General features: G+C 74.0%; 26 protein-coding genes. 10 read left to right on the top strand and 16 right to left on the bottom strand.

Annotated features, from left to right (window positions below; genetic code table 11):
• Positions 1-75: 75 nt before the first annotated feature.
• Positions 76-1,119 carry a DUF2332 domain-containing protein gene (locus ACKUB9_RS22245; protein ID WP_407526763.1) on the bottom strand — a complete coding sequence of 348 codons (1,044 nt, stop codon included), beginning with the start codon at positions 1,117-1,119 and terminating at the stop codon, positions 76-78.
• Between the two features lie 141 nt (positions 1,120-1,260).
• Between ACKUB9_RS22245 and ACKUB9_RS22240 the strand changes: the two genes are divergently transcribed.
• Both ACKUB9_RS22240 and ACKUB9_RS22235 read left to right on the top strand, forming a co-directional pair.
• Entirely contained in the window at positions 1,261-2,118 is an 858-nt protein-coding gene (locus ACKUB9_RS22240) for a GNAT family N-acetyltransferase (RefSeq protein WP_407526761.1), read from the top strand.
• Between the two features lie 108 nt (positions 2,119-2,226).
• Positions 2,227-3,603 carry an adenylate/guanylate cyclase domain-containing protein gene (locus ACKUB9_RS22235; RefSeq protein ID WP_407526758.1) on the top strand — a complete coding sequence of 459 codons (1,377 nt, stop codon included), beginning with the start codon at positions 2,227-2,229 and terminating at the stop codon, positions 3,601-3,603.
• Positions 3,604-3,876: 273 nt separating this feature from the next.
• On the opposite strand, the gene ACKUB9_RS22230 is transcribed toward ACKUB9_RS22235, so the two are convergent.
• A complete protein-coding gene (locus tag ACKUB9_RS22230; protein WP_407526755.1) occupies positions 3,877-4,128 on the bottom strand; it encodes a hypothetical protein in 252 nt (83 codons plus the stop codon).
• A 235-nt stretch (positions 4,129-4,363) separates the two neighbouring features.
• Between ACKUB9_RS22230 and ACKUB9_RS22225 the strand changes: the two genes are divergently transcribed.
• A complete protein-coding gene (locus ACKUB9_RS22225; protein ID WP_407526752.1) occupies positions 4,364-5,140 on the top strand; it encodes an SDR family NAD(P)-dependent oxidoreductase in 777 nt (258 codons plus the stop codon).
• 69 nt (positions 5,141-5,209) lie between these two features.
• Here ACKUB9_RS22225 and ACKUB9_RS22220 read toward each other — a convergent pair whose 3' ends face one another.
• From ACKUB9_RS22220 to ACKUB9_RS22205, 4 genes are all read right to left on the bottom strand, one after another.
• Positions 5,210-5,710 (bottom strand): PRC-barrel domain-containing protein, encoded by a 501-nt coding sequence (locus ACKUB9_RS22220; RefSeq protein ID WP_407526749.1) that lies wholly within the window; start codon positions 5,708-5,710, stop codon positions 5,210-5,212.
• Positions 5,711-5,827: 117 nt separating this feature from the next.
• Entirely contained in the window at positions 5,828-6,832 is a 1,005-nt protein-coding gene (locus ACKUB9_RS22215; RefSeq protein WP_407526746.1) for an Hsp33 family molecular chaperone, read from the bottom strand.
• Positions 6,833-7,054: 222 nt separating this feature from the next.
• On the bottom strand, positions 7,055-7,999 hold the full coding sequence (gene argF, locus ACKUB9_RS22210) for an ornithine carbamoyltransferase (RefSeq protein WP_407526743.1): 945 nt from the start codon (positions 7,997-7,999) through the stop codon (positions 7,055-7,057).
• The gene (locus tag ACKUB9_RS22205; RefSeq protein WP_407526740.1) at positions 7,999-9,192 is read right to left on the bottom strand and encodes an aspartate aminotransferase family protein; all 1,194 of its coding nucleotides are present in this window, start codon (positions 9,190-9,192) and stop codon (positions 7,999-8,001) included. Before ACKUB9_RS22205 ends, argF begins: the two co-directional genes overlap by 1 nt.
• Positions 9,193-9,438: 246 nt before the next feature.
• On the opposite strand from ACKUB9_RS22205, the gene ACKUB9_RS22200 reads away from it, so the two are divergent.
• Both ACKUB9_RS22200 and ACKUB9_RS22195 read left to right on the top strand, forming a co-directional pair.
• A complete protein-coding gene (locus tag ACKUB9_RS22200; RefSeq protein ID WP_407526737.1) occupies positions 9,439-9,912 on the top strand; it encodes a RidA family protein in 474 nt (157 codons plus the stop codon).
• Positions 9,909-10,694 carry a glycerophosphodiester phosphodiesterase family protein gene (locus ACKUB9_RS22195; protein WP_407526734.1) on the top strand — a complete coding sequence of 262 codons (786 nt, stop codon included), beginning with the start codon at positions 9,909-9,911 and terminating at the stop codon, positions 10,692-10,694. The genes ACKUB9_RS22200 and ACKUB9_RS22195 overlap by 4 nt, the downstream gene beginning before the upstream one ends.
• 121 nt (positions 10,695-10,815) lie before the next feature.
• Here ACKUB9_RS22195 and ACKUB9_RS22190 read toward each other — a convergent pair whose 3' ends face one another.
• Positions 10,816-11,595 carry a DUF1499 domain-containing protein gene (locus ACKUB9_RS22190; RefSeq protein WP_407526731.1) on the bottom strand — a complete coding sequence of 260 codons (780 nt, stop codon included), beginning with the start codon at positions 11,593-11,595 and terminating at the stop codon, positions 10,816-10,818.
• 135 nt (positions 11,596-11,730) lie between these two features.
• Positions 11,731-13,359: a long-chain-fatty-acid--CoA ligase gene (locus tag ACKUB9_RS22185; protein WP_407526728.1), complete on the bottom strand. Its 1,629-nt coding sequence runs from the start codon at positions 13,357-13,359 to the stop codon at positions 11,731-11,733.
• A 390-nt stretch (positions 13,360-13,749) separates the two neighbouring features.
• Between ACKUB9_RS22185 and ACKUB9_RS22180 the strand changes: the two genes are divergently transcribed.
• Complete coding sequence (locus ACKUB9_RS22180) at positions 13,750-14,748, top strand: PAS domain-containing protein (protein WP_407526725.1); 999 nt, start codon at positions 13,750-13,752, stop codon at positions 14,746-14,748.
• A 6-nt stretch (positions 14,749-14,754) separates the two neighbouring features.
• Here ACKUB9_RS22180 and ACKUB9_RS22175 read toward each other — a convergent pair whose 3' ends face one another.
• From ACKUB9_RS22175 to ACKUB9_RS22155, 5 genes are all read right to left on the bottom strand, one after another.
• Positions 14,755-15,237 carry a DUF3429 domain-containing protein gene (locus ACKUB9_RS22175; protein WP_407526722.1) on the bottom strand — a complete coding sequence of 161 codons (483 nt, stop codon included), beginning with the start codon at positions 15,235-15,237 and terminating at the stop codon, positions 14,755-14,757.
• Positions 15,234-15,824, bottom strand: coding sequence for a TspO/MBR family protein (locus ACKUB9_RS22170; RefSeq protein ID WP_407526719.1), 591 nt, complete (start codon positions 15,822-15,824; stop codon positions 15,234-15,236). Before ACKUB9_RS22170 ends, ACKUB9_RS22175 begins: the two co-directional genes overlap by 4 nt.
• Positions 15,825-16,273: 449 nt before the next feature.
• Positions 16,274-16,441, bottom strand: coding sequence for a hypothetical protein (locus ACKUB9_RS22165; RefSeq protein WP_407526716.1), 168 nt, complete (start codon positions 16,439-16,441; stop codon positions 16,274-16,276).
• A 261-nt stretch (positions 16,442-16,702) separates the two neighbouring features.
• Positions 16,703-16,903 (bottom strand): hypothetical protein, encoded by a 201-nt coding sequence (locus ACKUB9_RS22160; RefSeq protein ID WP_407526713.1) that lies wholly within the window; start codon positions 16,901-16,903, stop codon positions 16,703-16,705.
• 315 nt (positions 16,904-17,218) lie between these two features.
• Entirely contained in the window at positions 17,219-17,848 is a 630-nt protein-coding gene (locus tag ACKUB9_RS22155; RefSeq protein WP_407526710.1) for a gamma-glutamylcyclotransferase, read from the bottom strand.
• 254 nt (positions 17,849-18,102) lie between these two features.
• Here ACKUB9_RS22155 and ACKUB9_RS22150 point away from each other — a divergent pair, with 254 nt between their 5' ends.
• Complete coding sequence (locus tag ACKUB9_RS22150; RefSeq protein WP_407526707.1) at positions 18,103-20,298, top strand: ATP-binding protein; 2,196 nt, start codon at positions 18,103-18,105, stop codon at positions 20,296-20,298.
• A gap of 75 nt (positions 20,299-20,373) precedes the next feature.
• Complete coding sequence (locus ACKUB9_RS22145; protein ID WP_407526704.1) at positions 20,374-20,586, top strand: hypothetical protein; 213 nt, start codon at positions 20,374-20,376, stop codon at positions 20,584-20,586.
• A 10-nt stretch (positions 20,587-20,596) separates the two neighbouring features.
• Here the strand turns inward: ACKUB9_RS22145 and ACKUB9_RS22140 are convergent, their stop codons facing one another.
• A complete protein-coding gene (locus ACKUB9_RS22140) occupies positions 20,597-20,806 on the bottom strand; it encodes a hypothetical protein (RefSeq protein WP_407526701.1) in 210 nt (69 codons plus the stop codon).
• Between the two features lie 198 nt (positions 20,807-21,004).
• On the opposite strand from ACKUB9_RS22140, the gene ACKUB9_RS22135 reads away from it, so the two are divergent.
• Positions 21,005-22,210, top strand: coding sequence for a Zn-dependent hydrolase (locus tag ACKUB9_RS22135; protein ID WP_407526698.1), 1,206 nt, complete (start codon positions 21,005-21,007; stop codon positions 22,208-22,210).
• Positions 22,211-22,218: 8 nt separating this feature from the next.
• Here ACKUB9_RS22135 and ACKUB9_RS22130 read toward each other — a convergent pair whose 3' ends face one another.
• Positions 22,219-23,115 (bottom strand): class I SAM-dependent methyltransferase, encoded by an 897-nt coding sequence (locus ACKUB9_RS22130; RefSeq protein ID WP_407526696.1) that lies wholly within the window; start codon positions 23,113-23,115, stop codon positions 22,219-22,221.
• Between the two features lie 38 nt (positions 23,116-23,153).
• Positions 23,154-25,028 (bottom strand): Hint domain-containing protein, encoded by a 1,875-nt coding sequence (locus tag ACKUB9_RS22125; protein WP_407526694.1) that lies wholly within the window; start codon positions 25,026-25,028, stop codon positions 23,154-23,156.
• A gap of 638 nt (positions 25,029-25,666) precedes the next feature.
• Between ACKUB9_RS22125 and ACKUB9_RS22120 the strand changes: the two genes are divergently transcribed.
• Positions 25,667-26,353, top strand: coding sequence for a phage tail protein (locus tag ACKUB9_RS22120; protein WP_407526691.1), 687 nt, complete (start codon positions 25,667-25,669; stop codon positions 26,351-26,353).
• Positions 26,354-26,587: the final 234 nt, after the last annotated feature.

The following is a 26,587-nucleotide window of genomic DNA, read 5'->3' as shown; positions in this document are numbered from 1 at the left end:
CTCGGGCGCGCCGACGACCCGCCCTGCTCCGCACGGGCGGGTTTTCTTCGTCTTGACCCCGTCCCGGCCCGCGCTTCAGGGGGAGACCGGCAGCCCCTCCCAGCGCACCCATTGCCCGTGCGGATGGGCAGTGGCGAGCTGGTGCGTCTCCCCGCCCGGCCACAGCGTGAGGCGCAAGCTGGCGGGACCGCCCTCGAACTCGTAGGCGAGCCACGCGAGCGGCGTGTCGGGCGTCGCGCGGGCGCCCGCCTCGCCGAGGAGCGCCGCGACCTGCGCCTGCCCCTGGATCGGCAGGTATTGCAGCGCGATCGAATGCTGCACCACCCGCACCCGTCCCGGCCGCGGCGGTTCGGCGAGGCGGCCGGCGAGCCACGCCACCGCGTCGCCGCGGTCGAGGGGCGGCGGATCGGCGGCGGCGAGCGCCAGGGCGGCTTCCAGCCGGACGAGGCGTGCGGTCTGGTCGGGCCAGACGTAGGCGGTCAGCCGCTCGCGATGCTGCGGATCGGTCACGTCGAGCGGGTTGAGGTCGACGCCCCGGCGTGCGGCGATCCGCACCGGCGCGTCCGGCGGCGGGGGACCCGTCCAGTCGGGCGCGAGGCGCAGGGCCGCTCCGGTCCGGCCGGCGGCGCGGCCGCCGAGATCGTAGGCGTAGGCGTCGAGGACGAGGTTGAGGCCGGCGCTGGCGCCGATCTCCCACAGCACGATCGGCCGCGATCCGGTCAGCGCCGCCACGGCCATCAGCCCCGGCATCAGCACGCCGGAGCGCGCGACCTCGTTCGTCTGCGGGGCCGAATCCAGCCAGGGATCGAGGTCGGGCGCCGCGAAGGCGTCGGCGAGGGCGGCCCACAGCGCCTCCGGGTCGGGCGCGGCCGGCGGATAGAGGGCGGCGAGGTCCGGCAGCCGGTTGCGGCGCACCAGGGCGTGCAGGCCGCCCGCGAGGCGCAGCGGCAGGGCGTCCGCCTCCGGGTCGCCCGGCCAGTCGAGGATCCGGCGCCCGAGCGCGGTCTCGCCGGTCAGCCGCGCGGCGACGAGCCTGAGCAGCGCCGCCGTGAAGGGGGAGCCGAGCCGCTCGCAATGGCCCGCCTGGACCGCGAAGGAAAGCCGCACCCGCTCCGTCATCGTCCCGCTCCGCGCCGTGGTGTCGTGCCATCGGACGGGCCGCGCGTCACGCGCCGCGGACCGGCCGGCGGCGCAGCGTCCTTGCCTCGCCCGTCGCCCTCCCTATTCTCGCGCCGGGTCGACGGAATGGCGAGGTCGCGCGTGACACCCGACGCTTCCGATGCGCTGACGGTCCGCGTCATGACGGGCGACGACCTGCGCCGGGCGATCGACTGGGCGGCGGCGGAGGGCTGGAACCCGGGCCTCCAGGATGCCGCGTGCTTCCAGGCCACCGACCCGGGGGGGTTTCTCATCGGCTGCCACGGCGGCGAGCCGGTCGCCTCGATCTCGGTCGTCCGCTACTCCGCCAGGTTCGGCTTCCTCGGCTTCTACATCGTCCGGCCGGACCGGCGCGGGCGCGGCTTCGGCCGCCGCCTCTGGCAGGCCGGCCTGGACGCGCTCGGGGACCGCACGGTCGGCCTCGACGGCGTGGTGGCCCAGCAAGAGAACTACGCCCGGGCCGGCTTCGTCCTCGCCCATCGCAACGTGCGCTTCGGCGGCAGCCCGCGCATCGAGGCCCCCCGCGACGCGCGCCTGAGGCCGGTCGAGGCCGGCCTCATCGAGGCCGTCCTGGCCTATGACCGGCCGGTCTTCGCCGCGCCGCGCGAGCGCTTCCTGCGCTGCTGGCTCGCGCCCGACACCCGCACCGCCCTCGCGGTCGTGGAGGACGGGGCCGTGCGGGGCTACGGCGTCATCCGCGCCTGCCGCAGCGGCCACAAGATCGGGCCGCTCTTCGCCGACGGCGCGCGCGAGGCCGACCTGCTGTTTCGGGCGCTCGCCTCCGCGGCTGGGGGTGCTCCCGTCTTCCTCGACACGCCCGAGCCGAACCAGCCGGCGCTCCGGCTCGCGGCGTCCTACGGTCTGTCGCCGGTGTTCGAGACGGCCCGGATGTACCGGGGTGCGCCGCCGGACCTGCCGCTCGCCGCGATCTACGGGATCTCCACCTTCGAGCTGGGATAGGATTCCTCGGAGGCGGGTAACCTCGTCCTCTGGCCGCGCCGGGGCGCCCATGCTGTAATCCGGCCGCGGCTCGCCTGAAGGCCGGGCCCAAGAAGCGAGGAGGCCGCCGTGCGGTCAGATCCGCGCGCGAAGGGTCCGTCCCGGGAGGCGCCGCCCTTCATCAGCATTCCCGCCCGCCCGCTGGAGGGCGACCTCGTCGCCTCGCTCATGCGCCGCCACGAGGTCGCGGCGGAGCGGCTGATCGGCTGGCTGCGGGTGGCGATCGGCCTCGGCGTCTTCGTGACGGTGATCGCCGCCGACCGGGTCCTGCACCGGCTGACGGGCGTGTCGCTCGACCTGTTCGAGCGCAATGCCTGGGTGGCCTCCCTCGGCTTCCTGCTGGTCGGCGCCGCCAGCATCGCGCTCGCGGAGCCGCAGCGCTGGCGGCACGGCTTCGCCTACCTGTTCATGGTGCTGGACGTTGGGCTGGTGCTCGTCATCGCGTGGCTCGCCGTCAGCGAGCGCGGGCTGCCCGGCAACGCCCTGCCCTCGGCGCCGATCGTCTGGGCGGCGCCGCTGGTCCTGGCGGTCGGCGCCCTGCGCTACGACGTCGTGGTTCAGCTCACGGCGATCGCCCTGCTGGCGCTCGGCCTCGTCGGGATCGCCGTCGCCCTCGACCATCGCCTGGTCCTGGATGCCGCGGTCGCGGACGGGTCCCCATGGCGCCAGCTGTTCTCGATGCCGATCAACCTGCTGCGGCTGGAGATGGTCCTCCTGGCGGGGGCGGCCACGGCCTTCGGCATCGTCCGCTCGCGCCGCCTCCTGTCCTCCGCCGTCAAGGACGCGGTGGGACGCGCCAGCCTCGCGCGGTTCCTCCCGGCCGAGATCGCGCCCCGGGTGGCGTCGGGCGACGCCGCGCTCCGCCGCGGACGCCGCCAGCGGGCCGTCATCGTCTTCGTCGACATCCGCGACTCGACCGGCATGGCCGAGGGCATGGATCCGGAGCGCCTGTCGCAGTTCTTCACCGCCTTCCGGACGCGGATCCTCGCCTGCGTGCGCCGGCACCGCGGCTTCGTCGACAAGTTCATCGGCGACGGCGCCCTGGTCCTGTTCGGTGTGCCGGACGAGGGCGGCGACGACGCGGCGCGCGCCCTCGCCTTCGCGCACGACCTCGTCGGCATCGTCGAGGCCTGGAACGCGACGCGCGAACTGCCCCACACCGTGCGGATCGGCATCGGCATCCATGCCGGCGAGGTGTTTTGCGGCATCGTCGGCGACGACGAGCGGATGGAGTTCACGGTGCTGGGCGATGCGGTGAACGTCGCCTCCCGCCTCGAACAGGCCACGAAGCGCTACGGCGGGATGATCCTGGCCTCCGGCGCGGCCGTCGAAGGCTCGTCGGACCGGGCCGCGTGGCGGCTGGTCGGCCAGGAGCCCCTGGCCGGACGCAAGGAACCCATCGCGATCTTCGCCCCGGCGGTCGACGCGACGCCGGGCGACGGATGATGCGATTTCCTGATCTGATCCGAAATCCAATAAAGCGCGGGATCCCCTCTCCCGGGTGGGAGAGGGGTAGGGGGTGAGGGTGGGACGTTTCTGAGTGAAACTCAGACCATTGTGCTGGTAGCCCTACAGTCGAGTTCTATCCTGAACCGTCGCCACCCTCACCCCCGGCCCCTCTCCCACTCGGGAGAGGGGAGAGGCGCCTTCTCTTTACTCGAACGGATCAAGTGTAAACCGTACGACGCCGACCTGCCCGCGCCACCGTGAACGAAGGCGTCACTCCGCCGATCGCGCCGGCCCGTCCGGGCCGGCCTTCGGTCCTCGCGGCACGAGCATCCACACCGCGGGGCGCCCGTCGTGCTGGCGGCGCGCATTCGCCTGCCGCTCGCTCACGAGCGTGCGGGCCGCGACCGGATCGACGGCGGAGGTGGACGGATCGGCCTCGGCGGCCCGCGCGGCCCCCGCGCCGATTCCGATGAACGTCAGCACCAGGACCGAGAGGCCGGTGCGCGCCGGTGACGTGGACATGGGCTCCTCCATTCCGCGCGAGGGGTCGGACCCCCCGGCGGTCGCCTGCCTCCTGTGATGCGCGAACGGAGCGGATCCTTGGGTGCCGTGCAGCACCGTCCGCGCCGTCCTCCAAGAGTCCTCCGAGGCTCACCCGGCCGCGATCGGGCCGCGGCGAGCGCCGAGGGTGGTGGAGTGGCCGAGGCTGCCGGGCTAGCCTCGTGCGGCTTCCAGGTTCCGCATTCAGGATTCGACCATGCTCCGCGTCGGCTCGCCCTCTCTCTCGCTCGAAGGCCTCACCATCCTGGTGATCGGCGGATCGAGCGGCATCGGCGAGGCGGCCGCGCACGGCTTCGCCCGGGCGGGAGCGCGCGTCGCCATCGCGGCGCGCCGCCAGGCCAAGCTCGACGGGGCGCTGCAGCGGCTCCTCACCGTCTGTCCCGAGGCGCGCGCCTACGCGGCCGACGTGACGGGGCCGGGCGCCGTGCAGGCGCTCGCCGACCGCGTCCACGCGGATCTCGGCGCGATCGACGTGCTGATGGCGTGCCAGGGCATGACGATCATCAAGCCGGCGCTCGAGTTCTCGCCCGACGAGTTCGCGCAGGTGATCGCCACGAACCTCACCAGTGTCTTTCACGCCTGCCAAGCCTTCGGCCGGCCGATGGTGGCGCGCGGCAGCGGCGCCATCATCACCATCGCGTCGCTCGCCGCGCATCGCGGGTGGCCGAATGCCTGCCCGTACGCGGTGGCCAAGCACGGCATCGTCGGGCTCACCACCTCGCTGGCTGCCGAATGGGCGGCGCACGGCGTGCGGGTCAACGCGATCTCGCCGGGCTTCTTCATGACGGACCTCAACCGCGAGAAGATGCCCCAGGCCCGCAAGGATGCGGCGCTCGCCCGCAGCCCCGCCGGCCGCTTCGGCGACCTGCAGGAACTGGTCGGCGCCGCCCTCTACCTCGCCTCGCCCGCGGCGAGCTTCACCACGGGAGCCGTGCTCAACGTGGACGGCGGTTACCTCGCGGGCGGGGTCTGAACGGGAATCGGCCGATCATGTCATCGGCCGAGACCGGACCCCGCTCCATCGCTGCTTGGCCGTGCTGCGCTACTTCGCCGTGCTGCCGGTCCGGTCGGGCTGCGGCTGGCCGAGATAGATGTACTCGGGCGCGGCGCGGAGCTGGTCCCGGTCGGTCTGGATCACCGCCTTGAGGGTCTTGTCGTCGACGCGCGTGATCGTCACCGCCTCGCGGGCGATCGAGACGTACTTGGTGCCGATGCCGAGGAAGCCGCCCACGCCGACCACGTAGGACGTCACGCTGGAATTCGGGTCGAGCACGAGGTCGGCCACCGAGCCGATGGTCTCGTTGGCGCCGTTCTGGATCGAGAGCCCGATCAGCTTCGAGGCCACCATCTGGTCGGGCTGCTGGGCCACGAAGGTCGGCCGCAGGCCGTCGCTGAGGGTGGCGGGGGCGGCGGGGGCCGGCGCCGGTGCGGCCGGCGCGGGGGCCGGGGCCGGCGCAGCGGGCTCCTGGCTCGGCGTGGTCTGGGCGTGAGCCGAGAGCGCGCCCGCGAGGAGCAGCGCGGCGGCGAGGGGAAGGCGGGGCATCGAGGGCTCCGGAGCGAACCGAACGCCGCCGTCGGGCGGCAAGCGCCCTATCAAAGGGCGATCTTCCCCAAAGTTCCCCCTCAAGCTTCCCGAAAGCGTGGGTCCGGCCGGCCGGGATCAGTGGCGCGCGCCGCCCGCCAGCTCCGCCTCCACCTCCCCCGGATCGAGGTCGTAGTGGCGCGAGCAGAACTCGCAGGTGATGCCGATCCGGCCGTCCTCGCCCACCATGTGGCGGCGGTCGTCGTCCGAGAAGCGGCGGATCATGCCCATCACCCGCTCGCGCGAGCAGCGGCAGGATTCGTGCACCCCCTGCCCTTCGAACACCCGCACGCCGCGCTCGTGGAAGAGCCGGTAGAGCAGGCGCTCGCTCGACACGGTCGGGTCGACGAGTTCGTGGTCCTCGGTGGTGGCGACGAGCGACTTCGCCTCCAGCCACGCGTCGTCCTCCGCGACCTGGCCCTCGTCGAGCCGCGCGTGGCCCTCCGGGATGTCGCCCGGGGGCAGGTCGGCCGAGCGGGCGCGCTCGGGCGACTGGGGCAGGAACTGCACCAGCAGGCCGCCGGCCCGCCAGCGGCGCTCCCCCTCCTCCAGCTGCTCGGCCACCGCGAGGCGCACCTTGGTGGGGATCTGCTCGGACTGGCGGAAATACTGGTGGGCCGCCTCCTCGAAGCCCTGGCCGTCGAGGGCGACGACGCCCTGGTAGCGGCTCTGGGCCGAGCCCTGGTCGATGGTCATGGCGAGGTGGCCGTGGCCGAGGAGGTCGGCGGTGCCGGGGCTGCGCAAGCCCGCGACCCGCGCGGCATCGAAGCGGGCGGTGGCGCGCAGGCGGTCGGGCGCCTCGAAATCGACCACCACCATGTCGACCGGGCCGTCGGTCTTGGTCTGGAGCTGGAAGCGGCCCTCGAACTTGAGCGAGGCGCCGAGCAGCACGGTGAGGGCCGCCGCCTCGCCGAGGGCGCGGGCGACCGGCTCGGGGTAGCCGTGGCGGCGCAGGATCAGGTCGAGGGCGGGGCCGAGCCGCACGACGCGCCCGCGCACGTCGAGGGCCTCGACCGCGAAGGGCAGGACGACGTCGTCGCGGCCGCCCGCGGACAGGTCGATGGCGATGGAATCGGGGCTCATGTCCTCTCCCGGGCCGGGGGACGCGGCGGTCCCGGCCGGCTCTCTCGAGCGGGAATCAGGGTCTCCCGGCGGCGCGGTTCCCCGTGCGCTCGCGGGCCGAGGCCCGCAGGCTGGCTGCGGAACCGGAGGATCGGTCGCGAGCAGGGGAACCGCCGCGTCGAGAGACCGGCGGTCCCCTCCGATATGGGGAGGGCGCGCCGGCTTTTCACGCCTCCCGGCGTCTCACGCCTCCACGGCGCCGAGGCACCACGCCAGGATGCCCTTCTGGGCGTGCAGGCGGTTCTCGGCCTCGTCGAACACCACCGATCGCGGCCCGTCGATCACCTCGGCGGTGACCTCCTCGCCGCGATGGGCCGGCAGGCAATGCATGAAGATCGCGTCCTTGGCCGCCGCCGCCATCAGCTTGGCGTTCACCTGGTAGGGCATCAGCAGGTTGTGGCGGTTGGTCTCGTCCTCGTCGCCCATCGAGACCCAGCAATCGGTGACGACCGCGTCGGCGCCGGCCACCGCCTCGAAGGGATCGGTGGTGACGTGCACGTCCGCCCCCTCGGCCCTGGCCCAGTCGAGCAGATCCTGCCGCGCCCCGAGCTGCGGCGGGGCCGCGACGTTGAGGCGGAACCCGAAACGCGCCGCCGCGTGCGCCCAGGAGGCCAGCACGTTGTTGGCGTCCCCCGACCACGCGACCGTGCGCCCCCGGATCGGGCCGCGGTGCTCCTCGAAGGTCAGCACGTCCGCCATGATCTGGCAGGGATGCGAGACCTTGGTGAGCCCGTTGATCACCGGCACTTCGGCGTACCGGGCGAGTTCGAGCATCATCCCGTGGTCGAGGATGCGGATCATGATCGCGTCGACGTAGCGGGAGAGCACCCGGGCGGTGTCCGCGACGGTCTCGCCGCGCCCGAGCTGCATCTCCTTGCCGGTCAGCATCAGCGTCTCGCCGCCGAGTTCGCGCATGGCCACGTCGAAGGAGACGCGGGTGCGCGTGGAGGGGCGGTCGAACACCATCGCGAGCATCCGCCCGGCGAGCGGGCGGGTGGCCGGCGGCTCGCCCTTGCGGCGGTGGCGCTTCATCTCCGCGCAGGCGTCCAGCACCGTGCGCAGCTGCCCGCCCGAGAGGTCGGTGAGGTCGAGGAAGTGCCGGGGACCGGTCTTGACGGGGGCGTTCATCACTCGGCGGCTCCCCGCGCGGCGGCCTCGAAGCGGGAGGCGGCGGCCTCCAGCCGGTTCACCGCCTCGGCCACCTCGGCCTCGCCGACGATGAGCGGCGGCAGCAGGCGCACCACGTTGTCGCCCGCCGGGATCACGATCAGGTGCGCGTCCCGGGCGGCGGCGGCGAACTCGGTGTTCGGCACCTCCAGGCGCAGGCCCATCATCAGGCCCTCGCCGCGGATCTCGCCGATCACGCCCGGGTGCCGGTCCTTGAGGGCGGCGAGGCGCTGCTTGAGCAGGAGGCCGGTCTCCCGCACGCGGTCGAGGAAGCCCGGCGCCAGCAGGATGTCGAGCACGGCGTTGCCCACCGCCATCGCCAGCGGGTTGCCGCCGAAGGTGGTGCCGTGGCTGCCCGCGGTCATGCCGCGCGCGGCCTCCGCGGTGGCGAGGCAGACGCCGAGCGGGAAGCCGCCGCCGATGCCCTTGGCGGTCGACAGGATGTCGGGGGTGATGCCGGACCACTCGTAGGCGAAGAGCTTGCCGGTGCGCCCGACGCCGCTCTGGACCTCGTCGAGGATCAGGAGCAGGCCGTGCTCGTCGCAGACCCGCCGCAGGGTGCGCAGCCACTCGGGCGCCACCACGCGCACGCCGCCCTCGCCCTGGATCGGCTCGATCATCAGGGCGGCGGTCTCCGGCGTGATCGCGGCCTTGAGCGCGTCGAGGTCGCCGTAGGGCACCTGGTCGAAGCCGTCGACCTTCGGGCCGAAGCCGTCGATGTACTTCTGCTGCCCGCCCGCCGCGATGGTGGCGAGCGTCCGGCCGTGGAAGGCGCCCTCGAAGGTGATGACGCGGAACCGCTCCGGGTGGCCGCCCGCCGCGTGGTACTTGCGCGCCATCTTGATGGCGGCCTCGTTCGCCTCCGCGCCGGAATTGGCGAAGAACGCCACGTCCGCGAAGGTGGCGTCCACGAGGCGCTGCCCGAAGCGCTCGCCCTCCGGGATCTCGAACAGGTTCGAGACGTGCCAGACCTTCTGCGCCTGCTCGGTGAGCGCGGCGACGAGGTGCGGATGGGCGTGGCCGAGACCGTTGACGGCAATGCCGGCGCCGAAGTCGAGGTATCGCGACCCGTCGCGGGCGACGAGCCACGCGCCCTCCCCGCGTTCGAACGACACCTTGGCCCTGGCGTAGGTCGGCAAGAGGGCGGACGTCACGATCCCGTCTCCATCGCGGCCGCCCGAGAGGGACGGCCAAAAAGAAAGCGCCGCCTCTTAAGGGGGCGGCACGTGCGCGAATACTATGGAAGGCGGCCGGCCTGTCAACGTTCGGGACACCCTCCGGGGGATGAGCGGCGCGCCGGGCGTCTCGGCCCTTGCCTGCGCCCTTGCCTGTGGCGGGGTTGCCATGACGGCCCGGCTTGGGCCACATCGCGGGCGATCGCATCCCAGAGGAGACCGCGCATGAGCGCCACGCTCGACCGCCTCAAGGACCTCGGCCACGTCCTGCCGCCGGCCGCCAGCCCGGTCGCGAACTACGTGCCGTTCAAGCGGGCCGGCAACCTCGTGGTGATCTCCGGCCAGCTCTGCTTCGGGCCGGACGGCCAGCTCGACGCGCGCCACAAGGGCAAGGTCGGCGCCACGGTCACCCCGGAGATCGCGGCCGAGGCGGCGCGCCATTGCGCGCTCAACGTGCTGGCCCAGCTCAGCGCCGCGGTCGGCAACCTCGACGACGCGGTGGTGAGCTGCATCCGGCTCGGCGGCTTCATCAACACGGCGCCCGGCTTCTCGGCCGTGGCCGGGATCATGAACGGCGCCTCCGACCTGATGGTGGCGGTGCTGGGCGACCGCGGCCGCCACGCCCGCTCGACGGTGGGCGTCGCCGAACTGCCGCTCGACGCGGTGGTGGAGGTCGAGGGGATGTTCGAGGTGCGATGAGCGCCCCGATGGACGCCCCCCGGATCGACGCTCCCAACGCCCCCGGCTGGCTCACCGCCCGCCCGATCGCCCATCGCGGCCTGCACGACCGCGCGGCGGGCCTGCCGGAGAATACCCTCGGGGCGGCCGAGGCCGCGATCGCGCGCGGCTACGCCATCGAGTGCGACGTCCAGCTCAGCGCGGACGGCGAGGCGATGGTCTTCCACGACGAGGGCCTGGGCCGCCTCACCGGCGAGAGCGGCTTGGTCCGCGAGCGCAAAGCGGCCGACCTGCAGCGGCTCGCGGTGGCGGGATCGCCCGAGCGGGTGCCCACCCTGCCGGAGTTCCTCGGCGCCATCGCCGGGCGCACGCCCCTCGTCATCGAGGTGAAGTCGCGCCACGACGGCGACCTTGCGCTCGCGCGCCGGACCGCCGCGGCGGTGGCGGGCTACGCCGGCCCGGTGGCGCTCAAGTCCTTCGATCCGCTGATCGTCGCGGCCCTCGCCGCCCTCGCCCCGGGCCTGCCCCGCGGCATCGTCGCCGAGAGCCGCCAGGACGATCCCGCCTACGCGGCCCTGACTTCGGAAGCCCGGCACGCGCTCGCCCACCTGCTCCACTTCGCCGAGAGCCGGCCCGACTTCCTGTCCTGGCGCGTGGACGACCTGCCGAACGCCGCGACCCACCTCGCCCGCCTGCTCGGCCGGCGCCCGGTGATGACCTGGACGGTGCGCACGCCCGATCAGGTGGAGCGGGCGCGCCGGCACGCGGACCAGATGGTTTTTGAGGGGTTCCGGCCGGATTGAGCCTGCCGGGGCGCGGATTCCCGCTTCCGGCTGGGCGTGAACGGTCCACCCTTCGCCGTCTCGGCATCTGTCACCAGAGCGCCGATCCGTCGCGAAGCCCGATCCGCGCCCGCCTCCCCCCTCACTTCACCGCCAGCGCGAGGTTCGACAGCTCCTCGAGGTAGGACCGGACGTGATCCGCGTTCTGGCCGAAGTCGCGGTCGCCGTAGCGGGAGGCGGCGCGCACGTCGATGCGGGCGCCGTCCGCCCGCGGCCGGATGCGGACGGTGACGTCGTAGGGCAGGCCGAGCAGGCGCGAGCGCACCACCGCCTCGATGCGCCCGTTGCCGATCCGGCCGCCGGGCTTCTGCGCCTCGATCACCTGCCAGCGGCGGTTCGCGGCGGCCTTGAGGGCGAGCTGGAAGGCCTCGTCGGCGCCGAGGTCGAGGGTGAGCGGCGCGACCTGCGGGTAGGATTCGCGCTGCAGCGCCCGGTCGGCCGGGCTCACCTCCGGCGGCAGGCGCCCGCCCCGCGCGGCGTCCGCGGCCCGCGAGCGCGAGAAGGCGGGCGGGTTGTCGATGTCGGTCGCCACGTCGGTAAGCTTCGGCAGCAGGGCGCCGCGCGCCGCCATGTAGCCCGGATAGGCCAGGACGAGCGCCGCCACGAGGAGGCCGCCCACCGCGGTGCCCAGGCCCCGCGCGCCCTCCTGCCAGATCCGCACGAAGGCCCCGACCGCGAGCAGCACCGCCAGCACCGCCACCGCGACGCCGGCGGCGAGGGCCACCAGCGCCGGCCCGGTCTGGGCGCGGGGATCGCGCACCAGCAGGAGCGACAGGCCCACCACCGCCACCGCGAACCACGCCAAGCGCAGGGACCACGGGGCCGCCCGGGTGACGGGCTCTTCGGCGATCAGGCGGCGCATCGATCCTGCTGCATGCTCCCCTGCCCGCCGCGCGACCGCGCGGCGGACGGACCCGGACGCCTTAACGCACCCGGGCGCGTGGGGGTAGCCGGCGGCAGCGCGCAGCCGCCGCGCGGCACGGGGCCGCCTGCCGCCTCACGCCGCCCCGGGCAGCCGGTAATCGCGAAAACGCTCGCGCAGGGCCGTCTTCTGGATCTTGCCGGTGGCCGTGTGCGGGATCTCCGACACCAGCACCACGTCGTCCGGCATCCACCACTTGGCGATGCGCGGGCGCATGAAGTCGAGGATGTCGGCCTTGTCGGGCGTGCGCCCGGCCTTGGGCACCACCACGAGGAGCGGGCGCTCGTCCCATTTCGGATGCGCGATGCCGATCACCGCGGCCTCGGCCACGTCCGGATGGCCGATGGCGAGGTTCTCCAGCTCGATCGAGGAGATCCACTCGCCGCCCGACTTGATCACGTCCTTGGAGCGGTCCGTCACCGTCATGTAGCCGTTCGGATCGATGGTCGCGATGTCGCCGGTGTCGAAGAAGCCGCGCTCGTCGAGGATGCGGCTCTCGTCCCGGAAATAGGCCTTGGCGACGGCCGGTCCGGCCACCTTGAGGCGCCCGAAGGTCTCCCCGTCCCAGGGCAGGTCGCGCTCGGCATCGTCGGTGAGGCGGAACTCGACCCCGAAGGGCGGGAAGCCCTGCTTCATCTTGAGGTCGAGGCGGGCCTCGCCCGTGAGCCCCTCGACCTCGGGCTTGAGCGAGCAGAACGAGCCGATCGGGCTCATCTCGGTCATGCCCCAGGCATGCGCGACGGTGACGCCGTAATCGCGCTCGAAGCGCTCGGTCATCGCCCGCGGGCAGGCCGAGCCGCCGATGATGACGCGCTTGAGCGCGGACAGGCGCACGCCCTTCGCGTCGAGGTGCTGGAGCAGGCCGAGCCAGACGGTGGGCACCGCGGCCGTCACCGTCACGCCGGTCGTCTCCAGGATCTCGTAGACCGAGGCGCCGTCGAGCTTGGCGCCCGGCAGCACCAGGGTCGCCCCCGCCATCGGCGCCAGGAAGGCGAAGGACCAGCTGTTGGCGTGGAACAGCGGCACCACCGGCATCGCCACGTCGCGGCTCGCGAGCCCGATATAGTCCGGGCTGTTGTTGGCCATCGCGTGCAGCACGTTCGAGCGGTGCGAGTAGAGCACCCCCTTCGGATGGCCGGTGGTGCCGGAGGTGTAGCAGAGCCCGGCGGCCGTATTCTCGTCGAACGTGGCCCAGGCGAAGTCCGCGTCGGCCTCCGCCAGGTACTCCTCGTACGCCACCGCGTTGCGCAGCGAGGTCTGCGGCATGTGGGCGGCGTCGGTGAGGATGACGTAGCGCTCGATCGACGGCAGCTTGTCGGCCAGCCGCTCCATCAGCGGCACGAAGCTGAGGTCGAGGAGCAGGATCCGGTCCTCGGCGTGGTTGATGATGTAGGCGATCTGCTCCTCGAACAGCCGCGGGTTGACCGTGTGGTAGATCGCGCCCAGGCCGGTGATGCCGTACCACGCTTCGAGGTGGCGCCACGTGTTCCAGGCGAGCGTCGCCACGCGGTCGCCGAGCCGGATGCCGTCCCGCTCCAGCCGCTTGGCGAGGCGCAGCGCCCGCGTGCGGATCTCCGCGTAGGTGGTCCGGTGCATCGGCCCCTCGACCGAGCGGGAGATCACCGGGCGGCCCGGATGCTGGATGCCGGCATAGTCGATGACGCGGTGGATGAGGAGGGGCCAGTCCTGCATCAGGCCGAGCATGGCGTGTCGTCCTTCCCTGTGGCGGCGCGCGACCGCGCGCTCGTGATTCCGTCCCGGGCGAGCCTGGGACTCCGTACCCGGCGAGCCGCGGAGACGACCCCGTGTCAGCCCGGGGCGTCCGTCGCCGTCGACCTTATCCCAGAGCACCTTCGGACCGGAAGGGACCGGCCGGGGACGATCGCGGCGGGCCGCGCCGACGGGTCGGGGCGGGCGCCCTCGTGCGCGGGTGTTGCCGCGACGCGACGCCGGGTTGCGACGCGGCCAAGCCTATTAGGATGTATTTGCATCACGCATGACCCTGAGTTAGAGAGATGGAAATCCTCATGTCATGCTGTGACGAGCACCGTTCCTTGCGTCAGTGATCACGTGCGCGAAAGGGTGGCGATCGGGATGCCTGGCGGAGCGTCGTCGCAATTCGACATCCTGCGGATGATCGAGGGGTTTGGTCTCGCCGGATACTGGACGTGGGAGTTCGAGTCGGACCGCCAGATCTGGTCGCCGGGCCTGCGCAGCCTCCTGGGTCGGACCGAGCCGGACGCCCCGCCCGACTACGACCGGTTCCTGCGTCTCGTCCACCCGGAGGACCGCGACTGGCTCGATGCGCCCACCCTCGTGCGGGCGGGCACGCTCGGCCAGCACCGGTTCCGCATCATCCGCCCGAACGGCACGCTCCGGGTGGTGGAATCCCGGGGCGAGGTGCTGCACCACGGCGACGGACGCCCGCGGGGGGCGATCGGCGTGGTGCTCGACGTGACGGACCGCGAGCACGCGCTCCGGGCCGCCCGCTTCCATGCCGCGCGCGAGCATGCGCTCGCCGTCACGGGGAGCGCCTTCGGCTTCGCGGCGCTGCACGGCGAGGTGCTGGACCTGCCGGAATGGCGGGCGCTCACCGGGTTGGCCCGCGCCACGATCGACCAGGGCTGGTCGCGCCCCGGCGACCCGGAAGACCTCGCCCTCCCGCCGCCGGTCGCGGCCGCCATCGCGGCGCGCCGGCCCTACCGCTACAGCTTCACGGCGCGGCTGCCGGCCGGCGAGACCGTCCGGTTCTTCGAGTGCGGCGCGCCGGTTCTCGGGGAGGATCGGGGGGGCGACGAGTGGGCGGGCCTCGTCGTCCCCTGGCCGGTCGCGGACGTGAGCGACCGCCGGACGGACCCGGATTCCCTCATCCGCGGGCGGGAGATCCGCGCGGCGCGCGCCCTCCTCGCCTGGACGCTCACGGACCTCGCCGAGGCGAGCGAACTCTCGCTCTCCACGGTCCGCCGCCTGGAGGAGGAGAGCGACGCCGCCTCCCACCGCAGCCGCCGGGCGGTGCTCGACGCCCTGCGGAGCGCCGGCGTGGTCTTCACCCTCGTGAAGGGCGAGGCGGTGGCGGTCGCCCTGGGCCGGTGAGGCCGCTCAGGCGGCGAGTGTGAGAACGAGGAGCGCCCCGAGGCCCGCCAGCGCGAGCGGGATCTGCAGCGGGCGCAGCCGCGCGAAGTGGCGGGGTGCCTCGCCCTCGCGCGCCGCGATGGGATCGAGAACCACGAGGGCGCCGTAGCCCGCGAGGAGCAGCGCCGCGGCGAGGGCGTCTCGGCCGAGGACGAGCGCCGCCACCGCCGCGACGCCGAGGCTGAACAGGCCCATCATGGTGAGCATCTGCGCCGCGGTCGGCCCGCCGACCGTGCGGAAGCTCAGGCCCCGCCGCACCCCCGCCAGGAAGGTGAGGATGGCGCAGGCCCACGCCAGGGTGAGCGTCGCGACGAGCCCGCGCGTCTCGCCCGACGCCGCCCAGGCCAGCGCGGCGCCGACCACGATGGGCAGCATCGGACCGAAGCCGAAGATCAGGCTGAGCCAGGGGATGCGGGGCGAGGCGTCCTGCGGGACCGGCCGCGGCCTCATGCCGGATCTCCCAGCGGAGGACCCCGGTGGCGGCCGGGCGGGTCCCGCCCGTCGAGGTCAGGGTTGCGGCGGCGCAGGGTCTCGCTGAGGGCGCTGCCGAAGACCGACCACAGGGTGAGCGGCACTCCGCCCGCCGCCGCGAGGCCATCCACCGCTGCCGCGCGCGCCACGTAGGCCGCGCCCGCAGCCGGCACCAGCGCCCCCTCGACGGTGGCCCCCGTGAGGCTGCGCTCGCCGAAGAAGACCTTGTTGTAGGCGGTGACGAGCCCGAGGGTGAGCGCCCAGAGCGCGAGCGCCTGGTCCCGCTCCGGGGAGCGCGGATGGCGCATCAGCCGGTAGGCCCCTCCCGACATCAGGCCGAGCAGCACCGGCCAGCCCCCCGCGAAGACCGGGTCCGGCGGCTTCCAAGACGGCACGTCCAGGCTGCGGTACCAGCGGCGGATCTCGGGATGGCTCGGATCGGGGCTGTAGCGCCGGCTGATCAGCCCGCTGAGCGCGAGCGCCCCTCCGACCGCGAGCAGCGCGGCGCCGGGCGAGAGCGCCCCGTCCCGCGGAGAGGGATGGCGGCCGTGGTCGCGGGTGGGCATCGCCGGGCTCCGGGCTGTGCGGCGGCCCCCGGCCGCCCTGCCCTCCAACGCGACGATGCCGGGGCTGTTCGAGCGCGGCCGTTCGCTGCGGCCATCGGGCGCCGCGGGCCTTCTCTGTCCGCATGCCTCCGGGGATCCTGCCCGCTCTCGACGAGATGTGCCGATCCTGGGTCAGGTCCTGGGTCAGGCGCAGGCAGCGCCCCCTCTCCGATCGGAGATCCCGCACGGGATCGGAGATCCCGCGTGAGGGTCCCGGGAGGGAGCCGCAGGAAGGCTGAACAGTGCCCGCTACCAGCACCGACGTGGTCGGCTGATCCGGAAGCGTCCCGCTCCCCTCACCACGCTTCGTGCTCTACTGCAGCCTCACCTGGGCCCTCACCCTTGCCCTTCTCCCGCGCGGGAGAGGGGTTCCCCGCGCTGAACCGGTGGCCGCTTCGCCGCACAAGGCTCTAGGCGCCGCCGATCGGCTCCGTGACCTTGCCGGTGCCGGCGCAGTCGGGGCAGGCGCCGGCTTCGATCCGGCCGGAGCCCTGGCAGCGGCGGCAGAGATTCTCTCCGGTGCCGGTGGTGCCGGGCGGGGCGGCGTCGCCGGGCTTGGCGCGATCGGTATCCGTCATGGTGCGCTCCTCCTGAGGGGACATCCGCGGGAGGGCACGACGGTTCCTCCCATCCCGGATCCGCTCACGGACGGAGGCTCGGGATCAGCCCGACAGGCCCAGCAGGGTGACGGCGCCGAAGAGCAGCACCGAGAGGACGGCGGCGGCGAGCAGGATCAGGGCGCCGCGGGATTCGCGAAGGTCGTCGTTCATGCAATCCGGCCCGGAGCGGCGCGACCGGATCATTCAAGCACGGGCGGGCCGCCCAGGCGACCCGGCCCGTCAGCCCCGCGACGGTTTGGCGGTGGCGGAAGCCGCGGCGACGCCGTCGGGCGCGGCAGGATGCGGCGTATAGGCGCTCGCGGCCACGTGCAGGCCGATGGCCGGCGCGAAGACGAGCGCGAGGAGCAGGATGAGGGCGACGGCGACGCTCTGGTCGCGGCGGACAGCGCCCTCGCGGACGCGTACGGAAAGCAGGGTCATGGCTCACCTCGTTCGACCAGCCGCCACAGGCTGGTCGCGGGCGAGCCCGATCACACGATCAGGCGCGGCTCACGCGGCGAGCGCAGGGCGGCATGGTCCTTCGACTACTGTCGCTGGACATCGGGTTCGTGGTTCCGGTGGAGCCGCACGGCCGGCCGAAGCAGGTCGCGCGAACACGATCGAGATGCGCCCGAAGGTGTCGCGCGTCAAGCGAGGCAGACCGCGTCGCGGCATTTTTCGGTGCGTTGCGGCGGGCCGGAGACAGTCCGCCGCACTACCGGTCGATCCAATGCGCGAGGAGCCGGCGCGGTTCCGTCAGGTCTCGGCCGGCCGCTCGGACAAGCGCTCGGCCACCAGGCCCTGCAGCACGCGCAGGTGGCGGTCGCGCAGGCCCAGCGCCTCGCAGGCCCGCGCGGTGTTGAGGAGGTAGAGCGCGTTCGGCCCGATATGGCCGCAGGCCGCCGCGATCCGCTCCGCCGCCTCCGCCTCCGTGAGGCGTCCGGCGTAGCGCCCGCCCGTGCGGTCCGCCACGAAGGCGAGCGCCGTCACCGGCCCCTCCGGCGTCAGGGCGGTGAGCCAGCGCCCGGCATAGCCCCGGCCGCGCATCTCGCGCTGCCAGACCGGCCGCAGCGCGGCCCGCGGGTCGGGGCCGGCCAGCCGGTAGACGAGGCCCCGGCAGCGCCCGCCCCGGTCGAGGGCGAGCATCAGGCCCGGATTGGCCCGGGTGCCGCGGAAGCGCCACTGCCAGAGACAGAACCGGCGGTGCCAGCCCCGCACCGTCGCGGGCCGCCGCTCCGCGAAGGAAAAATCCGGCCGCCACATCAGGGCGCCGTAGGCGAACAGCCACAGGCCGCCGGCCGGGCTGGACGCGCCGACCGGATCGGGCCTGGCGGCGAGGATCGCGTCGAGGCGCGCGTCGGTCTCGGCCTCGGGCAGGAGCGGCATCGCCGCCTCCTCGTCCGCGGCGGGGGCCGGATGGACGCGGGCGATCGCCGCTTCCGTGAGGACGGGCAGGCGGTTCCGGCTGGGCAGGGGGGCGGCTCCCGGATGCGGACGGGGCGTGCGGCCCCGTCGAGGAGGCGCTCACTCCAGCCGAGACCGCGGCGGCGCGCAAGCGGCCGGCGCAGCCGGCACGGGCGCTGGCGCCCCGCCGGGGTCTCTGGTACGCCACGGCGTCACGCCCACGCCGAAGCTTCCCCGTGCCGCCAGCCCGACCCGACGCCGCCGAGGCTCCCCGGCGCGCCTCCGTTTCAGGGGCCGAGCGGTCGCTGCAGCTCGTCGTGGCGGCGGCCCTGTGCCTGCCGCTCCTCGTCTTCGCCACCGGGGCCTGGATCTCGTACCGCAGCCACTGGCGCGAGGCCGAGAATCGCCTGGCGCGCACCCTCGACATGGTGCGCGAGCACGCGATCAAGGTGTTCGAGACGGCCGACCTCGTGGCGATGCAGGCCGACCAGGACCTGGGCGAGGCGTCCGACGACGAGATCCGGGCGCGGGCGGGGGCGCTGCAGCGCTCCTTCGCCCATCTCGACGGCCGCCTGCCGCAGATCAGCACCATCTGGGTCCTGGGCGCGGACGGGCGCCCGCTCGTCGCCTCCGCGGAGGCCGCCCCGCGCGACCGCGATTTTTCCGCCCGGGCGTTCTTCCGCGTCCACCGGGACCACGCCTGGCCGCCCGGCCGCGCCTATGTCGGCGAGCTGCGGCCCGGAGACGCCGGCGGCGCGGCGTTCCAAGTGAGCGTGGCGCGCAGCGGCCCGGGCTTCCGCGGGGTGATCGCGACGGCGGTCGATCCCGACTACTTCCAGGCCTTCTACGCGCAGGTGCGCGCGGGCGAGCTGGACACCGTGGCGCTGCTGCGCGCGGACGGCGCGATCCTCGCCCGCGCGCCGGCCAGCGAACCGGCGGTCCGGCGCGTGCCCGCCGGGAGCGGCTTCCTCACCTCGGTGGCGGCGGCGCAGGACCGGGGCTTCTATCTCACCCGCTCCGCCGTGGACGGGCGCGACCGCCTCTACGCCTACCGGAGCCTGCCCGACCTGCCGGTCTACGTCACGGCGGGCATCGACCGCGCGACCGTGCTGGCGGAGTGGCGCGAGAGCATGGCCAACCACCTCGTCTTCGGCCTGCCGGCGACCGCGAGCCTCGTGACCCTCACGCTGCTGGCGCTGCGGCGCACCCGCCGGGAGGCCGAGGCGCTGGTGCAGCTGCGGGGCGAGATCCTGCGCCGGGAGGCGAGCGAGGAGCAGCTGCGGCAGGCCCAGAAGATGGACGCGGTGGGGCGCCTGACGGGCGGGCTCGCGCACGACTTCAACAACCTGCTCACCATCGTGCTGGGCTCCCTCGAACTGCTGCAGCGCCGCCTGACGCAGGGCGACGCGCGCCAGCACCGGCTGCTCGACAACGCGATCGGCGGCGCGCAGCGGGCCGCCGCCCTGACCCAGCGCCTCCTCGCCTTCGCCCGGCGCCAGCCCCTCGACCCGAAGCCCCTCGACGCCAACGCCCTCGTCTCCGGCATGGCCGGGCTGCTGCGCCAGACCCTCGGCGAGGGGGTGCGGCTGGAGACCGTGCTGGCCGGCGGGCTGTGGCGGACCTTCGCGGATCCCAACCAGCTGGAAAGCGCGCTCCTCAACCTCGCGGTGAACGCCCGCGACGCCCTGCCGGAGAGCGGCGGCCGGCTCACCATCGAGACCGCCAACGCCCACCTCGACGAGGCCTACGCGGCCGCCCGGACCGAGGTCGCGGCCGGCCAGTACGTGCTGGTCGCGGTGACCGACAACGGCACCGGGATGACCCCCGAGGTGGCGGCGCGGGCCTTCGAGCCCTTCTTCACCACCAAGGAGCAGGGACGCGGCACGGGCCTGGGCCTCAGCCAGGTCTACGGCTTCGTGCGCCAGTCGGGCGGGCACGTGGCGGTCTATTCGGAGCCCGGCCAGGGCACCACGGTCAAGATCTACCTGCCCCGCCACGCCGGCCCGCCGGAGGACGCGGCCGCCGCAGCCCCCGCCCCGCTGGCGCTGGCCGCCGGCCCCGCCATCGTGCTGGTGGTGGAGGACGAGGCGGCGGTGCGCCAGTTCACCGTGGAGGCGCTGCGGGACCTCGGCTACCGGGTGCTCGACGCGGACGGGGCGGCTTCGGCCCTCAACCTGCTCGCGCTTCACCCCGAGATCGACCTCCTGCTCAGCGACGTGGTGATGCCCGACATGGACGGCCGCCGGCTCGCCGACGAGGCCCTGCGCCGCCGCCCGGACCTCACGGTGCTGTTCATGACCGGCTACACGCGCAACGCCATCGTGCACAACGGCATGCTCGATCCGGGCACGCACCTGATCACCAAGCCCTTTACGGTGGCGCAGATGGCCGCGAAGCTGCGGGAGGTGCTGGGCGGGCGCCCGGGCGCCTGATCCCGTGCGGGGCCGCACGGCAGACCGTCGCGCGCCCTCCCATTCTCCCGCCTGCAACACAGGCAGGGCACGACGATGCGGCTGATCTCGGGACTTCTGGCGCGCTGGCTCCTGCGCCGTGCCGACCGCGACCTGGAGGCGGCGGGTGCCCTGCGGGAGGCGGCGGACGTGCATCGCGCCCGGGCCGAGCGGCGCATGGCGCGGGCCGCGCGGCTGCTGGCCGGCAGGCCCCCGGCGGTGCGCTCCGGGTTCGACCTGCCCGCCCTGCGCGGGCGTCAGCCCGCCTGAGCCGCCCGCCTCAGCGGTGCACCGGCCCCTCTGAGGCCGCGGTGCCGAGGATGCACAGCGAGATGCCCACCATCCCCACGATCGTCCCGAGCGGGGTCTGGTGCTTGTAGGACCAGTAGTAACCCGCCGCGCCGACGAGCGCCCCGAGCAGCGTGAGGACGAGGCCCTTGGCGGAGACGGGCGGCTTGACGTCGGGGCGTGGCGAGGGCGTCGCATCCATGGGTGACCTCCGGTATCGTCCGGGCCTCATCCCCCGGCGCGGCGGCTGAGGCGGAGCAGGACTCGGGGCGGACGGGCCGGGCGCCGGTCCGCGCACAGGCCGTCAACGGCCGCGGGCGCCTGCGGGTCCCGGGCTTGCGCGAGCCGGCCGCGGCGTGCTCGGAGGGAGAGAGCGCCCGCGGACCCGACGAGACCCGCCATGACCGAGATCGACACCGCCGCGTTCCTGCGCGACCTGCACGACTTGCGCGGCATCGGCCGCTTCCGCACCGGCGTGCACCGGCCGACCTACTCGCCCGCCGACATGGAGGCGCGCCGCTGGCTGATGGACCGCCTCGCCGCCTGCGGGCTGGAGCCGTCGATCGACGGCGTCGGCAGCGTGCTCGGGCGCCATCCCGGGCCCGGGCCGCACCTGCTCGTCGGCAGCCACATCGAGAGCCAGAACGAGGCGGGCTGGCTCGACGGGGCGCTCGGGGTCGTCGCCGGGGTGGCGCTCGCGCGCGCCGGGCTGCCGGTGGACGTCTGCGCCTTCGCGGACGAGGAGGGGCACTTCGATGCCGGCTTCCTCGGCAGCCGCTCGGCGCTGGGCGAGGTGAGCGAGGCGGAGATCGACGCCAGCCGCAACCGCACCGACGGCACGCCGCTGCGCGAGGCGCTCGCCGCGGCGGGCCTCGCCGGCCTGCCGCGCTGGCGGCTCGATCCGGGGCGCTACCGCGGCTTCCTCGAGATGCACATCGAGCAGGGCACGCAGCTCGAACGCGCCGGCCTGCACCTCGGCGTGGTCACCGGCATCGTCGCGATCTGGCAGTACCGGATCGTGGTCGAGGGCCAGCAGGACCATGCGGGCGGCACCGACATGGCCGAGCGGCGGGACGCCGGCCTCACCGCGGTGCGCCTGCTCGCCGCCCTCGACGCGGCGATGCCGCGGGTCTGCGGCGAGCGCAGCACCTGGACCACCGGCCGCATCCGGCTCGAGCCCGGCGCCCCGAGCATCATCCCGGGGCGGGCCGAGGTGCTCTTCCAGATCCGCGACGTCGCGATGCCGGTGCTGGAGCGGATGGAGGAGACCCTGCGCGCGACCGTGCGCGAGAGCAACCGGCGCGAGCGCTGCCCGGCCGACCTCGCCGTGGTCTCGCGGGCGGTGCCGGCCCTGTGCGACCCGGGGCTGATGCGCGCTCTCTCGGAGGCGGCCGAGGCGGTCTGCCCCGGCGGCTGGCGGACCCTACCGTCCGGCGCGGGGCACGACGCGCAGAACGTTGCCCGGGTGATGCCGGCCGCGATGCTGTTCGTGCCCTCGATCGGCGGCATCAGCCACCATTGGGCGGAGGACACCGCCGAGGCGGACCTCGCGCTCGGCGTGCGCACCCTCGGCGAGGCCGCCCGGCGGATCCTGGCGGCCGGCTGAACCCGCCCTCAGCCCGCGGCGAGGCGGCGGGCGACGCGGATCTGGCGCTCGGCGATGGCGCGCACATGCGTGATCGCCCCGAGCTGCAGGCGCAGCAGGGCCTCGGGATCGCGCTCCGCGTCGCGGCGCAGGCAGGCGTAAAAGACCCCCTCCCCTGGCTCGGTGGCCGAGAACTGGCTGATCACGAAGGGAAACAGCCCGAGCCGGCTCGCCCCCTCGATCAGGTCGAGGAAGGAGAGCGGCGTGAACACCCAGCACGGGCAGGCCGCGTAGGCGCCGGAGGCCGCGGCGGCGCGGGCCTGCGCGTGGGCGAGGGCGAGGGCCTGCGGCCCGTGCAGGCGCGGCAGGCCGGCGGGGTTCAGGTCCTCGGTCCAGATCCGGCCGGTCTCCACCGCGGCGGCCCCGGCGAGGTGGCCGAAGAGCTGGCGCGGGCTGGGCCGGTCGTAGGCCAGGAGGTCGGCCTCGATCAATTCGCCGAGCGTGCTCGGCGGGCGCGTCAGGTCGGCGGTGAAGCGGCCGTCCGGCACCGCGAGGTTCAGCACGCCGCCCGGCCGCAGCACCTCGCCCACCGCCCGCGCCCAGCCGAGCAGGTTCGGCACCCGGTGGATCACCTCCGCGGCGATGGCGAAGTCGTAGTGGTCGCGCCGCCCGCACAGGGCCGCGAGCGAGCCCGCGCCGGTCCAGGCGACGTCGAGGGGCACGGCGCCCGGCGTCGCGGCGTCGGGGTCGCGGGGATCGTCCACGTAGCGCACCGCGTGGAGGCGCGAGAGCCGGGTCGGGGCGGCGCGCGCGCCGAACTCCAATCCCTCGGCGGCCGGCATCGGCACGTCGTGCGTCAGCCGGGCGAGGCGCCGGTCCTGTCCGCGCCGGGCGAGGAATTCGTCCAGCGCGCGCGGGTCGCTCATCCGGGCCACCACTCCCTGCAAGGCGCGCCGCAGGCGCCTCATGCCAGCCGCGGCAGGGCGTCGAGCGAGGGCCAGCCCCCCTGCGCCCCGAGCCGCAGCGCGAACAGCCCGTCCAGCCGCCGCCGCTCGGCCTCCACCAGCGGGCCGTCCACCACCACCGGCAGGCAGCGCCCGGGCGCGTCCGCCGGCAGCAGGTCGGGGTGCAGCATGTGGGCGGCGTCCTCCGCGAACCAGTCGCGGGTGCCGAGATCGAGGTAGCTCTCGGCGGGCAGGCCCTCGGCCAGCAGCAGGTCGTGGGCGTCCAGTTCCACGTGCCAGTAGGTCAGGGCCTGCACCGGCAGGCGGGCGACCGAGGTGCCGTTGATCAGGCACATGACCGGCACCAGCACGGCGCGGCCGTGCTGCTCCACCAGCACCGGATGGCCGGGCGAGAGCAGCAGGTCGCGGGCGGGCAGGCCGTGGCCGAAGGCGCCGGCGCTGACGCGCACGGGCCAGAGGCCGACGGGGTGGCCGTCTTGGTCCGGCCGGTCGGGGCAGCGCACGGCGCGCCGGCCGATCCAGGTGATGGGCCGCAGGCCGCCCGAGGCGGTGACGGCGCGGTCGCCGACGCGCAGGTGTTCGACCGGGACGTCGCCGCGGGCGGTGCGGATGCGGGTGCCGGTGGCGAAGCAGAGGGCCGGGCCGGTGTCGCCGGTGGGGCCGGTGGCCCCGGTCGGACCGGCCGCGCCCGTGGCGCCGGTCGGACCGGTGGCGCCGGTCGGACCCGTGGCCCCGGTCGCGCCCGAGCCGGTGGCCCCGGTGGCGCCGGCCGGTCCGGTCGCGCCTGTGGCACCCGCGCCTGTGGCGCCGGTCGCACCCGCCGCGCCGGTTGCCCCCGTGGCGCCGGTGGCCCCTGCCCCGGTCGGACCGGTGGCGCCCGTGGCGCCGGCCGGTCCGGTCGCGCCCGTGGTCCCTGTCGCGCCGGCCAGTCCGGTGACGCCCGTGGCGCCTGTCGCGCCGGCTGGTCCGGCCGCGCCCGTGGCGCCGGTCGCCCCGGCCAGCCCGGTGGCGCCCGTCGCGCCGACTGGACCGGTCGCGCCCGTCGCACCGGCCGGTCCGGTGTCGCCCGTGGCTCCGGTCGCGCCGACGGCTCCGGTCGCCCCTGTGGCGCCCGCGCCCGTCGCGCCGGTCGCCCCCGTCGGCCCGGTTCCTCCCGTGGCGCCGGTCGCGCCCGTGGCCCCCGTGGCGCCGGTGGCCCCCGCGCCCGTCGGTCCGGTGGCGCCGGTGGCGCCCGTCGGTCCGGTGTCGCCCGTGGCGCCGGTCGCGCCCGCGGCGCCGGTCGCCCCTGTGGCGCCCGTTGCGCCGGTGGCCCCCGTGCCCGTGGCGCCGGTCGCGCCCGTGGCTCCGGTGGCCCCTGTTGCGCCCGTGGCGCCTGCGCCGGTCGCGCCCGTCGGCCCGGTGGCCCCTGTCGGCCCGATGGCCCCGGTCGCCCCCGTCACGCCCGTGCCGGTGGCCCCCGTCGGTCCGGTCGCGCCCGTCGGTCCGGTGGCCCCTGTGGCGCCCGTCGCACCCGTTGGTCCGGTGGGGCCGACCGGCCCCGTGGCGCCGGTGGCGCCCGTCGCGCCGGCGGTCACCGCCACTTGGTTGGCCGCGAAGGTCAGCCCGTTCTGCGTCGTCGCGCCGCCGCCCACGGTGTCGTCGACGGAGGTGGACCCGCCAGCCGAATAGGCCCGGTACGTGCTGGTGATCGTATACGTCGCCGTATCGACGATATACTGAAAGGTGAACTGCCCGGTTATTGTCCCTTGCGGGCCGTTGCCTCCCGAAGGTGTGAGTATTGTTCCTAGGTAATTGCTCGATCCATCGTAGATACTGATGTTGTCGTCAGGGCCGAAACTAGTCGAGCCCGTGAAATTCAGGAGAATCTGTGCCATGGCGCTGAACTGAGTGCCTCTGAGTGACGGGCGCAGGCGAACCGGAATTCACAGCGGCCGGCAAATTCAGAGATCTGACAGCCACGGCGGAAGGTTGGCACAGAGTCGTGGGCGGTGAGAAGATCTGACCGCAGAATGATATTCCTATGCGCAATAATCGTGATCGCCGTGACGTTTCGGCATCAGATCGCGACAACGTCGCGAATGTTCGGCGCGGCGCGGACCACGCAGCGGAGCTGCTTCGGAAGGGCGGGCACGACCCCGTGCCGACCGAGAGGCCCTTCCTCCTCGGCGGATTAGTACGGAGCGTTCCAGCCATCTCCGCACGCCTTCAAGTCCTTCGGCCGATCTCCCCAAGTCTCTCGCCGATCTCCGTGCCTTTCCGGCGCCTCGAATTGCTGCACGAGGACGCGATCTGCGCGACTCGACCGGGCAGAAGAAATGATAATCCCATATAAAGCGAATTTATGATTGCTTGTTGTCTCTCGGTCAGAGCGGCGGCATTTTCTGTCCGGAGGCGCGAAAATCCTCTGGTTTCCGCTCTGATTGCCTGCTAATCGACATCGTGTCGCGAGTCGCTCATCATCCGCGCCGACGCGCCTGCGGATGACGGAAACAAATTCCGGGAGGATCATCTCATGGAAACCATGCTCGGGATGATCTACATCGTCCCCTTCAACTGGGCTCCCGTCAATTTCTCGATCTGCCAGGGGCAGTTGATCGCGGTCAACCAGAACATGGCCCTGTTCAGCCTGCTCGGCACGACCTATGGCGGCAACGGGCAGACGAACTTCGCGCTGCCGAACCTGCAGGGGCGGGCGCCGCTCGGCTACGGCCGGGCGCAGAGCGGCACCACCTATCCGATCGGCGCCGTGATCGGCAACGAGGCGGTGACCCTGACCACGGCGAACATGCCGATGCACATCCACACCGCGGGCTTCGCCCCGACCCTGGGCACGCAGTCGGTCGCCATCCCGGCCACCACCGGCAACCTGCAGGTCGGCGTCACCGTCAACGCGACGAGCACCATCGCGACGACCGGGACGCCGGCGAGCGGGACCAACATGCTGTCGGCGACCGGCAGTGGCTCACAGAAGGTCTACGGCCCCACGACCACCAGCAACCTCGTGCCGCTCGGCGGGACCTCGGCCAGCGTCACGGGCACCGCCTCCACGGCGGCCAACACGGCGAACGTCCAGACGGTGACGGGCGGGACCGTGACGGTCCAGCCCGCGGGTGGCTCGATGCCGTTCAACAACATGCAGCCGTCGCTCGCCATCAACTTCATCATCGCGATGACCGGCAACTTCCCGCAGCACCCCTGAGCCGGGCGTCGCGCCGCCGCCGCGGCCGGCTGGGCTCGCTCTCCTGGTTGGCGCAGGCCGCGCGGGATCCCGTCGATGGACGAGCGCGGGACGGAGGTCCCCTCTCCTGTGCGGGCATGGCTGTCCGGGGAAAATCGATGGCGCGGGGAACCCCTCTCCCGTGCGGGCTTGCGGATTCACACGTCGGGTCGTGCACGTTCTCCTCTCCCCGCGTGCGGGGAGAGGGCTTCGGCG

This window comes from Methylobacterium oryzisoli (assembly GCF_046557895.1).
In the GTDB taxonomy this organism is placed as follows: Bacteria; Pseudomonadota; Alphaproteobacteria; order Rhizobiales; family Beijerinckiaceae; genus Methylobacterium; species Methylobacterium oryzisoli.
This window is presented reverse-complemented; position numbering and strand designations above follow the sequence as displayed.

What these genes read in the sequence shown, in the direction of transcription:
- ACKUB9_RS22245 (WP_407526763.1), bottom strand. Translation starts at nt 1,119, where the DNA reads ATGACGGAGCGGGTGCGGCTTTCCTTCGCGGTCCAGGCGGGCCATTGC.
- ACKUB9_RS22230 (WP_407526755.1), bottom strand. Translation starts at nt 4,128, where the DNA reads ATGTCCACGTCACCGGCGCGCACCGGCCTCTCGGTCCTGGTGCTGACG.
- ACKUB9_RS22225 (WP_407526752.1), top strand. Translation starts at nt 4,364, where the DNA reads ATGCTCCGCGTCGGCTCGCCCTCTCTCTCGCTCGAAGGCCTCACCATC.
- ACKUB9_RS22220 (WP_407526749.1), bottom strand. Translation starts at nt 5,710, where the DNA reads ATGCCCCGCCTTCCCCTCGCCGCCGCGCTGCTCCTCGCGGGCGCGCTC.
- ACKUB9_RS22215 (WP_407526746.1), bottom strand. Translation starts at nt 6,832, where the DNA reads ATGAGCCCCGATTCCATCGCCATCGACCTGTCCGCGGGCGGCCGCGAC.
- argF (WP_407526743.1), bottom strand. Translation starts at nt 7,999, where the DNA reads ATGAACGCCCCCGTCAAGACCGGTCCCCGGCACTTCCTCGACCTCACC.
- ACKUB9_RS22200 (WP_407526737.1), top strand. Translation starts at nt 9,439, where the DNA reads ATGAGCGCCACGCTCGACCGCCTCAAGGACCTCGGCCACGTCCTGCCG.
- ACKUB9_RS22195 (WP_407526734.1), top strand. Translation starts at nt 9,909, where the DNA reads ATGAGCGCCCCGATGGACGCCCCCCGGATCGACGCTCCCAACGCCCCC.
- ACKUB9_RS22190 (WP_407526731.1), bottom strand. Translation starts at nt 11,595, where the DNA reads ATGCGCCGCCTGATCGCCGAAGAGCCCGTCACCCGGGCGGCCCCGTGG.
- ACKUB9_RS22185 (WP_407526728.1), bottom strand. Translation starts at nt 13,359, where the DNA reads ATGCTCGGCCTGATGCAGGACTGGCCCCTCCTCATCCACCGCGTCATC.
- ACKUB9_RS22180 (WP_407526725.1), top strand. Translation starts at nt 13,750, where the DNA reads ATGCCTGGCGGAGCGTCGTCGCAATTCGACATCCTGCGGATGATCGAG.
- ACKUB9_RS22175 (WP_407526722.1), bottom strand. Translation starts at nt 15,237, where the DNA reads ATGAGGCCGCGGCCGGTCCCGCAGGACGCCTCGCCCCGCATCCCCTGG.
- ACKUB9_RS22170 (WP_407526719.1), bottom strand. Translation starts at nt 15,824, where the DNA reads ATGCCCACCCGCGACCACGGCCGCCATCCCTCTCCGCGGGACGGGGCG.
- ACKUB9_RS22165 (WP_407526716.1), bottom strand. Translation starts at nt 16,441, where the DNA reads ATGACGGATACCGATCGCGCCAAGCCCGGCGACGCCGCCCCGCCCGGC.
- ACKUB9_RS22160 (WP_407526713.1), bottom strand. Translation starts at nt 16,903, where the DNA reads ATGACCCTGCTTTCCGTACGCGTCCGCGAGGGCGCTGTCCGCCGCGAC.
- ACKUB9_RS22155 (WP_407526710.1), bottom strand. Translation starts at nt 17,848, where the DNA reads ATGCCGCTCCTGCCCGAGGCCGAGACCGACGCGCGCCTCGACGCGATC.
- ACKUB9_RS22145 (WP_407526704.1), top strand. Translation starts at nt 20,374, where the DNA reads ATGCGGCTGATCTCGGGACTTCTGGCGCGCTGGCTCCTGCGCCGTGCC.
- ACKUB9_RS22140 (WP_407526701.1), bottom strand. Translation starts at nt 20,806, where the DNA reads ATGGATGCGACGCCCTCGCCACGCCCCGACGTCAAGCCGCCCGTCTCC.
- ACKUB9_RS22135 (WP_407526698.1), top strand. Translation starts at nt 21,005, where the DNA reads ATGACCGAGATCGACACCGCCGCGTTCCTGCGCGACCTGCACGACTTG.
- ACKUB9_RS22130 (WP_407526696.1), bottom strand. Translation starts at nt 23,115, where the DNA reads ATGAGCGACCCGCGCGCGCTGGACGAATTCCTCGCCCGGCGCGGACAG.
- ACKUB9_RS22125 (WP_407526694.1), bottom strand. Translation starts at nt 25,028, where the DNA reads ATGGCACAGATTCTCCTGAATTTCACGGGCTCGACTAGTTTCGGCCCT.
- ACKUB9_RS22120 (WP_407526691.1), top strand. Translation starts at nt 25,667, where the DNA reads ATGGAAACCATGCTCGGGATGATCTACATCGTCCCCTTCAACTGGGCT.